Source organism: Ruegeria sp. YTSA105, assembly GCF_059610225.1.
The window spans coordinates 1-9,118 of record NZ_JBXWNE010000027.1 but is presented as its reverse complement, the minus strand read 5'-3'; the positions used below and the strand labels follow the sequence as shown (position 1 = coordinate 9,118).

General features: G+C 55.9%; 10 protein-coding genes and 2 pseudogenes. 2 read left to right on the top strand and 10 right to left on the bottom strand.

Annotation, left to right across the window (positions count from 1 at the left end; all coding sequences use genetic code 11):
* Positions 1-729: 729 nt before the first annotated feature.
* The 9 genes from AC2FH2_RS19655 to AC2FH2_RS19615 all read right to left on the bottom strand — a co-directional run bounded on the left by AC2FH2_RS19655 (position 730) and on the right by AC2FH2_RS19615 (position 7,656).
* The gene (locus AC2FH2_RS19655; RefSeq protein ID WP_142640413.1) at positions 730-987 is read right to left on the bottom strand and encodes a hypothetical protein; all 258 of its coding nucleotides are present in this window, start codon (positions 985-987) and stop codon (positions 730-732) included.
* A gap of 13 nt (positions 988-1,000) precedes the next feature.
* Positions 1,001-1,702 carry a NapC/NirT family cytochrome c gene (locus AC2FH2_RS19650; protein WP_185956761.1) on the bottom strand — a complete coding sequence of 234 codons (702 nt, stop codon included), beginning with the start codon at positions 1,700-1,702 and terminating at the stop codon, positions 1,001-1,003.
* Between the two features lie 29 nt (positions 1,703-1,731).
* Positions 1,732-2,169 carry a nitrate reductase cytochrome c-type subunit gene (locus AC2FH2_RS19645; protein ID WP_185956760.1) on the bottom strand — a complete coding sequence of 146 codons (438 nt, stop codon included), beginning with the start codon at positions 2,167-2,169 and terminating at the stop codon, positions 1,732-1,734.
* A 12-nt stretch (positions 2,170-2,181) separates the two neighbouring features.
* Complete coding sequence (gene napH / locus AC2FH2_RS19640; protein ID WP_281996150.1) at positions 2,182-3,099, bottom strand: quinol dehydrogenase ferredoxin subunit NapH; 918 nt, start codon at positions 3,097-3,099, stop codon at positions 2,182-2,184.
* Positions 3,096-3,914, bottom strand: coding sequence for a ferredoxin-type protein NapG (napG, locus tag AC2FH2_RS19635; RefSeq protein WP_496709119.1), 819 nt, complete (start codon positions 3,912-3,914; stop codon positions 3,096-3,098). The genes napH and napG overlap by 4 nt, the downstream gene beginning before the upstream one ends.
* Before the next feature lie 27 nt (positions 3,915-3,941).
* Positions 3,942-6,434, bottom strand: a complete 2,493-nt coding sequence (gene napA, locus AC2FH2_RS19630) for a nitrate reductase catalytic subunit NapA (RefSeq protein WP_496690623.1) — start codon at positions 6,432-6,434, stop codon at positions 3,942-3,944.
* Positions 6,431-6,724, bottom strand: a complete 294-nt coding sequence (locus AC2FH2_RS19625; RefSeq protein WP_496714476.1) for a chaperone NapD — start codon at positions 6,722-6,724, stop codon at positions 6,431-6,433. The genes napA and AC2FH2_RS19625 overlap by 4 nt, the downstream gene beginning before the upstream one ends.
* On the bottom strand, positions 6,721-7,236 hold the full coding sequence (napF, locus tag AC2FH2_RS19620) for a ferredoxin-type protein NapF (protein ID WP_496824975.1): 516 nt from the start codon (positions 7,234-7,236) through the stop codon (positions 6,721-6,723). Before napF ends, AC2FH2_RS19625 begins: the two co-directional genes overlap by 4 nt.
* Positions 7,237-7,353: 117 nt before the next feature.
* Positions 7,354-7,656, bottom strand: a complete 303-nt coding sequence (locus tag AC2FH2_RS19615; RefSeq protein WP_496694684.1) for a transposase — start codon at positions 7,654-7,656, stop codon at positions 7,354-7,356.
* Between AC2FH2_RS19615 and AC2FH2_RS19610 the strand changes: the two are divergent.
* A pseudogene (locus AC2FH2_RS19610) lies at positions 7,644-8,108 on the top strand (IS110 family transposase); the annotation flags it as partial. The gene AC2FH2_RS19615 and the pseudogene AC2FH2_RS19610 overlap by 13 nt on opposite strands.
* Positions 8,090-8,425 (top strand): annotated as a pseudogene (locus AC2FH2_RS19605) (IS1 family transposase); the annotation flags it as partial. The pseudogenes AC2FH2_RS19610 and AC2FH2_RS19605, both read left to right, overlap by 19 nt.
* 497 nt (positions 8,426-8,922) lie before the next feature.
* On the opposite strand, the gene AC2FH2_RS19600 reads toward AC2FH2_RS19605, so the two are convergent.
* Positions 8,923-9,118: hypothetical protein (locus AC2FH2_RS19600; protein WP_271952802.1), on the bottom strand; the 196-nt coding region annotated here is incomplete at its 5' end.

The following is a 9,118-nucleotide window of genomic DNA, read 5'->3' as shown; positions in this document are numbered from 1 at the left end:
CCATCATTCGCGCGAAGATGCCCTTGTCGCTCCACCGTTTCCATCGATTGTACAGCGTCTTGTGCGGTCCATAGGCGCAGCCGAGGACACGGTGTTGTCTAATAGGGTTGCCCGAGGGGAAAGGCAGCGTCTTACCCCAGATGGCCAGAGGCGTTTGGCTTGTCCAAATCCTGCTGGCCCTAAAACAAGTGCGGCGGTGCGGGCTGCGCTGTTACTTTTTGCGCCAGAACAGGTTGTTTTTTTTGCGCAGTACAAAATGGTGGGAGTAGGACAAGCAGAGCCCGGATCTTGCCAGGCCAATCATGGTTCCTAGGATTACGCGCTTAGGGGCGCCATTGTGCACAATAAGATATGGAATCAATCTGTGGTGGACTCATTGAGGCCTACTTTCCTGAATCAATTTGGCTGAAACACTATCTTTAAGGGTTTGATATGATATCTATTTTATTGCAGCTAGATGTCGTAATACCTGTCCATTGCAAGGCGTGGTCGAATGCTCCAGTGGCGCGTGGGCTGCAGCTGAAAATCTACACCAACGCGAGCAATGGTCCCTCGGCACGGATTGCTCGATAGTTCTGACGGCTTCCATCTCGAAAACCTATCAGATGAGAAATCAGGGGATGTCCATTCCATCAGAGCCCTTCTGCACCTAGCCGCTATCTACCCCAGAGCATCGGGTAAAGGACCAATCACTACGCCGCCATTGCCCAGCACGCTTCGGTCTTTCTGTTAGACCGTTGCCCCTTTGATACGGATCGCAGAACCCAGTGTCCCGGCACACAGACCCACAACAATGGCGATCAAAAGTTCGGTCGTTGCAACATTGGCAAAGTCCCAATGGGCAAACAGCAGCGTCCCAACAATGCCGATCAAACCGCCCATCATGGCCCCCAGCCAGAGGCGGCGCGTCATCATGCCAAGCGCAACGCCCAGAATGCCTGGAAGGCCGATGATGTTGCCGCCGATTGTTCCCAGAAGTTCCAGCATAACTTACCCCTTTTCAGTCCGACTGTGTGGTCAGGTATGACCGGATTTCTGCGCTGCCGTCTGCAACCTGTTGTTGCAAGTTACCTGCGGATTTATTAGCCAGCGCATCGGTGATTTTCTGGTATTCTTCCTGATAACCCTGCGGCAGGCTGTGTGCGATGCCTTGGTGGCAGTCGATGCAGGTCATGTTGTTGTCAATTGCCCGCTGATGTTCCGATGCAGCGCGTGCTTCTTGAATGGTGAAATCCATATAGTCAAAGTTATGGCAGTTGCGGCACTCGCGGCTGTCAGAGGCCTTCATCTTTTTCCAGACCGCCGAAGCCATACTTAGCCGATGCGCTTCGTATTTCTCAGGCGTGCTGATGGTTCCGGCAAGCTCGTGATAGACATCTTTAACAGCCATGATCTTGGCCTTGATCTTGTGGTTCCATTCATGTGGCACGTGGCAGTCAGAACAGATCGCGCGGACACCGGAGTGGTTGTTATAGTGGATCGTCTCGCGGTATTCGCCCAGATTGGTTTCCATCGTGTGGCACGAGGTACAGAATTCCTCGGTATTGGTCAGTTCCAATGTCCAGTGGAACCCACCCCAGAACAGAATACCGGCCAGAAACCCGGCGAGGATCAGAAAGCCCGAGCTGAACATAACAGCCGGGGTCCAGATCGCGTTCCAGAGGCGGCGGATCCAACCGCGGTTTTCGGGGGAGTCTGCCATCTTGGTGCTCCTTTCAGACATGCGTTGGATTAGTTGCCGGACGAGGGTTCAAACACGTTGTCGACCAACGCAGGCGCATCAGCCTGAGGCACGTGGCACTGGTTGCAGAAATAACGGGTCCCGGCGATGTGATCCAACTCATTGCCGTCACGATCCAGATAATGGGTCATCGACAGGGTCGGCGCATTGCGTTCCCCGGCTTTGGTCCAGTCATGGCAGGACAGGCATTGATTGGTGCGCACGTCAATCTGGTATTGCTCGATCGAGTGGGGGACAAGCGGTGGTTGCTGGCGATAGTTGCGCTGCATCCGTCCTTCCACGTTCTTGTGAATCCGGTCCAACGGAATGGGTTCATCCACCTCGGCGCCACGCAGGGTTTGCACCGTCGCAGATTGCGCAAGGACGAACCCGCTCAGGAATATAACGGGGATCAGGGCGACGACACCTGTGAGGATTGGCTTGTTCATCTCGGCACTCCCTTAAATAGGTCTGGCTACGCGCGGTTCAGGCGCGGGAACTGGATCGGAAGGTGCGGCGACTTGGTCGTCGAACCGGTGAGTAAATTTGAAGACATCAACTGCACAGACATCGATACAGCGACCGCAGTTTGAGCAGTCGGTTGACAGGATCAGCGGCGTGGCACCCGGCTTGCCCTTCAGCGCGGGCGAAATGATGTGGTTTTCGGGGCATACGGCATAACAATCCATGCAATCGTCACAGGCCGAGCGGTTAACCGCGCTGACCCGCAACAGGCTTTTGGTGCCGATCAGGCCATAAAACGCACCGACCGGGCATATGTGGCCGCACCAGCCGTGACGGGCGACAAACACATCAAAGACAAAGATCGCAACGACCATGACCCAGACAAATCCGGCCCCAAAGATAAGGCCGCGATGCAACATGGTGATTGGGTTGATAATCTCCCATGCGATCACGCCGGTGAGGCCCGAGACGATCAGCGCCGTGGCCAATATCCACAACCGCGTGCGCCGTTTAGGTTGCCAACCTTTCGGCAAGTCCAACCGCCTGTGCAACCAGTTGGCGGCGTCGGTCACCGGGTTGATCGGACAGACCCACGAACAATAGACGCGGCCCCCGACCAGCGCATAGGCCACCATGACGATCAAGCCGCCAATCAAAGCGGTCATCGCCGGCCAATGCCCGGCGATGATGCTTTGCAACAGGATGAATGGGTCCGTCAGCGGCAGTACACCCAGGGTCTGCGATCCTGCCAAGGTACCTGTAACGACCCAGATGCCGAACCAGGGTCCCAACAGGAACAGGACCAGAAAGAACAGCTGACTGATACGGCGAAGTATCAGGTATTTATGCGCGCCGACCCAGCCTTTGACCGCCACGGCTTCTTGGCCTATGGGCATATGTGTGCGGGTGGTCATTGTCCCACCCCTGGAAGATCATAGCCGGGTTCAAAACCACCCGGTGCGATCAGATTGTCGACCCCCGGGCCGGGCAGGCGGTCGGGCAGGTCGATTATGCCTTCAACAACCGGCGCGCCCTTGGCATCTTTTTCTTCCCAACCTTTGCGGTAATGATCCGCGCTGCTGCCCCGCGCAAGACGTGCCGGCAATACCTTGATTGCGGCTTCTGGCAGAACACAGCTTTTTTCGCACATGCCACAGCCGGTGCAGCGGTCGGCATGTACGGTTGGGATAAACATTGCATGGTGGCCCGAGCGGGCGTTATGCGCCGTTTCCAAAGTGATCGCTTCGTCAATCACCGGGCAGACACGGTAACAAACGTCACACCGCAATCCCAGGAAGTTCAGGCAGTTTTCCTGATCGACCAAAACCGCGACGCCCATTTTGGCATCGTCAATGTTATCCAACTTGGGATCTAGCGCACCGGTCGGGCAAGCGGCAACACAAGGAATATCGTCGCACATTTCACAAGGCACATCCCGAGCAGTAAAATATGGCGTGCCCGTCGCCCCGGCATCCGACCCAAGCTCGGCCAGTTTCAAGGTATCATAGGGGCAGTCTCGCACACACAGCCCGCAGCGAATGCAGGCCGACAAGAACTCCCGCTCTGGCAGCGCGCCGGGGGGGCGCAAAGCTTCGGCCGACAATGCACGGGCGTCGCGGGCCAGCCAGGCCAGCAGTGATCCGGCGACCATACAGCCGCCTGCCGCACGCGCCGTATCCTGAAGGAAGCGGCGACGTTTCGGCGAAAGGGGTGTTTCGGCGAGGGGCATGGGGATTACCTTTGCGATCCGTGCCGATTACGCGCGCTCGACCTTACAGGCGCATTTCTTGTAGTCGGTTTCCTTCGACAGCGGACAGGTTGCATCCAGCGTCAGCTTGTTGGTCAACTGGTGTTCATCAAACCACGGCATAAAGACCAAGCCGCGCGGCACCTTGTTGCGCCCGCGTGTCTCAACCCGACTGGTGACCTCGCCACGGCGGGTCGACAACACGATTTCCTGCCCGCGGCGCAGGCCGCGATCCTTGGCGTCTTGTGGATGCATATAGACAACTGCCGACGGGAAGGCCCGGTGCAGTTCTGGCACCCTGCGTGTCATCGAGCCTGAATGCCAATGTTCCAGCACGCGACCGGTCGACAGCCACAGATCATATTCTTCGTCCGGCTCTTCTGCGGCGGGTTCGTAGGGGGCAAAGATGATTTTTGCCTTGCCGTCCTTGTGACCGTAGAATTTAACATCCGCGCCTTCGGGCACATACGGATCGTACCCTTCGCGGAAGCGGTAAAGGGTTTCTTGCCCGTCCACGACCGGCCAGCGCAACCCGCGCGCCTGGTGATAGGTTTCGAACGGCGCAAGGTCATGTGCGTGGCCACGGCCAAATTCGGCATATTCCTCAAACAGGCCTTTCTGAACGTAGAACCCGAAATGCTCGGATTCGTCGTTGTCAAAGCCTTCCGCAGTTTCGGCTAGGGGGTACTTGTCCACCGATCCGTTGGCGTAAAGCACATCATACATGGTCTTGCCGCGGTGTTCGGGCATCTTGGCCAGCAGTTCTTCATCCCAGACCTCTTCAACGGTGAAGCGCTTCGAAAACTCCATCAACTGCCACAGGTCAGATTTTGCTTCTCCTGGCGCTTTCACCTGCTGGCGCCAGAACTGAGTACGGCGTTCCGCGTTGCCATAGGCGCCTTCTTTTTCGACCCACATGGCGGTGGGCAGGATCAAATCGGCAGAGACAGCCGTGACCGTTGGATAAGGGTCAGAAACTGCGATGAAGTTTTCCGGGTTGCGATAACCCGGGTAACCTTCCTCGTTGATATTGGGTGCCGCCTGCATGTTGTTGTTGCACTGCACCCAATAGGCATTCAGTTCACCATCCTTCAGCTTCCGGTGCTGCAAGACCGCATGGAACCCGGGCTTAGGTGGAATAGTACCTGCCGGGATATTCCAGGCGGTTTCGCAAATCTGACGGTGTTCGTCATTTGCCACCACCATGTCTGCAGGCAGGCGGTGGGCGAACGTGCCCACCTCACGCGCGGTTCCACAGGCCGAGGGCTGACCGGTCAGCGAGAAAGGCGAGTTGCCGGGTTCAGAGATCTTACCAACCAGAAGGTGCACATTATACATCAGCGAATTCACCCACGATCCGCGGGTGTGCTGGTTGAAACCCATGGTCCACAAGCTCATCACTTTGCGGTTCGGGTCTGCATATTGTTGCGCCAGCTTCTCAAGTTTATCGGCGGGCACGCCAGACAGTTCGGCTGTGTATTCCAGCGTATAAGGTGCGACCGCCTCGGCGTATTCTTCAAAGCTGATCGTCTCGAGCTTGCCCGAGTTTGGGTTCTCTGCCTCTTGCTGCAGCGCGTTTGTATCGCGCAGACCATAACCGATATCGGTGGCGGTTTTGGTGATGTTGACGTGCTTGTTGACAAACTCTTCGTTCACCGCGCCGTTCTGAATGATGTAATTGGCGATGTAATTCAGGATCGCCAGATCGGTCTGCGGGTTAAACACTAGGCCATTATCGGCAAGCTCGAACGAGCGATGTTCGAATGTCGATAGAACATGCACTTCGCATCCCGGCTTGGTCAGGCGCGTGTCGGTCAGGCGCGACCACAGGATCGGGTGCATTTCGGCCATGTTCGATCCCCACAGCACGAAAGTATCCGCGTGTTCCAGGTCGTCATAGCAACCCATCGGCTCGTCAATTCCGAAGGTACGCATAAAGCCCACGACCGCGGACGCCATACAGTGCCGCGCGTTGGGGTCGATATTGTTGGACCGGAACCCGGCTTTCATCAATTTCGAAGCAGCATAGCCTTCCCAAACCGTCCACTGGCCTGACCCGAACATGCCGACACTGGTCGGGCCCTTCTTGGCCAGCGCCTCTTTCCATTTGGCAGCCATGACGTCAAAGGCTTCGTCCCAACTGACCGGCTCAAACTCACCGTTCTTGTCATATTCGCCGTTGGTCTTGCGCAGTAATGGGGTGGTCAGGCGATCCTTGCCATACATGATCTTGGACAGGAAATAGCCCTTGATGCAGTTCAGCCCGCGATTGACCGGCGCGTCTGGGTCACCCTGAGTGGCGACAACACGCCCGTCCTTGGTGCCGACCAGCACAGAACAGCCGGTGCCACAGAACCGGCAGGCGGCCTTGTCCCAGCGAATGTCAGGGGTGCCCACCTGCGCGGCAGCCTGACCAGTGGCTAGAGGAATACCTGCGGCAGAGGCCGTAGCTGCGGCCGCTGAGGCCTTGAGGAATGTCCGACGAGTTTCTGATATGGTCATAGCGTGGGCCTCCGGCTGGTGGTTTGGCTTGGGGCATCGGGATGCGGATGGCCGTCCGCAATGTCCTCGAAATGGTGGTACGTCAGCGTCAGAGAAATCACCCCGGGGATCTGGTGCAGGTCCATGATGATCTCGGACGCAAGGCGTGTCGGCGTGTCTTCGACAACAATTACGAAACGGCCGTCTTCGGCCTCGGCGTGAATTTCGACACCGGCGGTGTCTTTCATTGCCTCGGACGCCGCCAGTGTGTGCGCTTGCGCGATATGTAAAAGGCATCCGCAGATATTCATTGGCTGACTTCCGTTTGAGATATGGTTTGGCGTTTCAATGTGACGGCATTGACCGGGCAGGACACCGTACACGACCCACAACCAGTGCAGGCGTCGAGGTCTAAAGATGGATCCGCGCGGCCACCCAGTTGCAGCCTGAAGCTGATGGCGTTTTGTTCGCAAGTGTCCTGACACACCCGACAGCTGACCCCATTGACAGACAGGCAGGACGCAGCTTCGACCGACGCACGCCACGGCCAATCTTGCAGGCGTTCTATGTCCAGGGCATCCGTGGGACAGGATTGAGCGCAACTCCCACAAAAAGTGCAGGGACCCTCGGTGGGTTGAAACACCGGATACCCATCCTGACCAATGGTAATCACACTTTCGGGGCAAGCCTCGACACAGTCGCCACATTTACTGCATTGATCTGCAAAACCAAGCACAACCGAACCCGGAGGTCGAACAAGATTACTGTCCTCCCGGAATGCGGTGACGCCCAAAAACACGCGTCGGCTGGTCAGTTGACTCATATCGCTTTGACCTGGCTATCTCTGATTCCTTTTCTGAGTTTACTGCATAATCGTTCTGAGGCTGGTACATTTTGATCCAGATCATAGTTTGAGCGCATCGTTCTTAAACGATTTGAGCTATTTGACGTCTGGAATGCCACCATCCGTGCTGCTTGAAACCAGATGAGCGATGACACAACAAAGCCAAACCGCCATCTGTCTCAATACATCTGATGACGTATAGCCGTCCATTGCCAACCGTTGCCACGTCGACAGGTGATTGGGCCGTAGATCATGTCGTCGCGCAAATTCATTGACCTCACACCCAGGACCGACGACTTGGCCACAACACGACCCTTGAACGGTTCTGAAGGTGTAGACGCCCCCGCTGGCCTCGGTGTGCCATTGTGGGTTTGCAAACAAACTGAATGGAGGCGTCACTGGAAGAGATTGGCATGATTGGCCTGGATTTGGCGAAGAATGTGTTCCAGGTGCACGGAGCGGCTAGAACAGGTCACCCGGTTCTTCAGAAGAAACTGCGCAGGGGCCAGGTCCTCGAGTACTTTGCCAAATTCCCGCGTAGCGTGTTTGCAATGGAGGCCTGCACCAGTGCGCATTATTGGGCGCGCGAGATCGGTCGTTTGGGTCACAAAGTCAGGCTGATCAATCCGGCCACGTGAAGCCATTCGTCTAACGTCAGAAGAACGATATGGACGATGCAGAAGCAGAACTGTGAAGCTGCAAGTCGACCAACGATGCGCATTGTTGCTGTGAAGTGTGAAGAGACCTAGGCGTCAGCGATGGTTCTTCGGTCCCGGGAATTGTTGGCTCGGCAACGCACGCAATTGATCAACGCTCTGCAAAGTCACCTTGGCGAGCTAGGTCAGGTCGCACCGACAAATCTCTGATCAGCACGTCGAATGTTGAGTGTCAAAACCTGACCATGCGTATGCCCATGCGCCCTTTTACCCGCCTGACAAGTGGTTTCAGCAAGAAGGTTGAAAACCGCATGCACTCCGTTGCGCTGCGTTTCATGTACTACAACTCTGTGAAGGTGCATCAGACGTTAAAGGTGACACCTCCAATGGAAGCGGGTTTGACTGATCGCCTCTGGAATATAGCTGAACTGGTTGCTATCGTTGATGCCAACGAACCCGCACCAAAGAAGCGTGGAAACTATAAGCCCCGTAATAAGGCACTTTCAAAGTGACCCAATCCCGTACGATCCGCGTATATTAGCGCGTTGATATATGAAGTCGTTCATGAAACCGGCCAGGCCAAAGGTATTCCGAACCAACCATCAGCGGGTTTTCCATCCACTTCGCGACTGACAAACGTCTGCCTTCGAAGATCTCGAAACGCACCGGCTTCTGCGTCTTACTCTGCAGAACGGAGGCTCGTTCCTTGACCTGTCCGGAGGCCATTACATCGACCACCTGCATTCGGACCAGATCGCAGCCTCGGAGCTTGTTGTCTATTGCCATATTGAAGACGACAAAGTCCCGGTGGATTTTGGCTAGCTCAAGTCCAACCCTGATCGCCCAGATGTGTTTTGGTTTCAGAGGGCGCTTTTGTCCTACGATCCGGCCCTTGTTTCAGGCCGGGCGAAGCGCGCGAATGGCGGGTAAGTTTGGTGTTTCCATGACTGATCCTCCGAACCGCCATTCCCTCCCACTTCGACAACCCGACGTTGACCGGTGCAGCATATCACCGGATGCTGCATCGCATTCGACGTCCAGTGTGAGCCCAAAGCGATAGAGTTTCAAACCTAACATCAAACTTTTCGAGGGCTAAAACAACTGCTACTCCCTTATGAATGATTGTTTGTTGAGCAGCCTCATCTGACTGGTTCAATTTGATTGTTAGTGCATCATTGGCCTGTGATCCATTGAGATGATGGTTT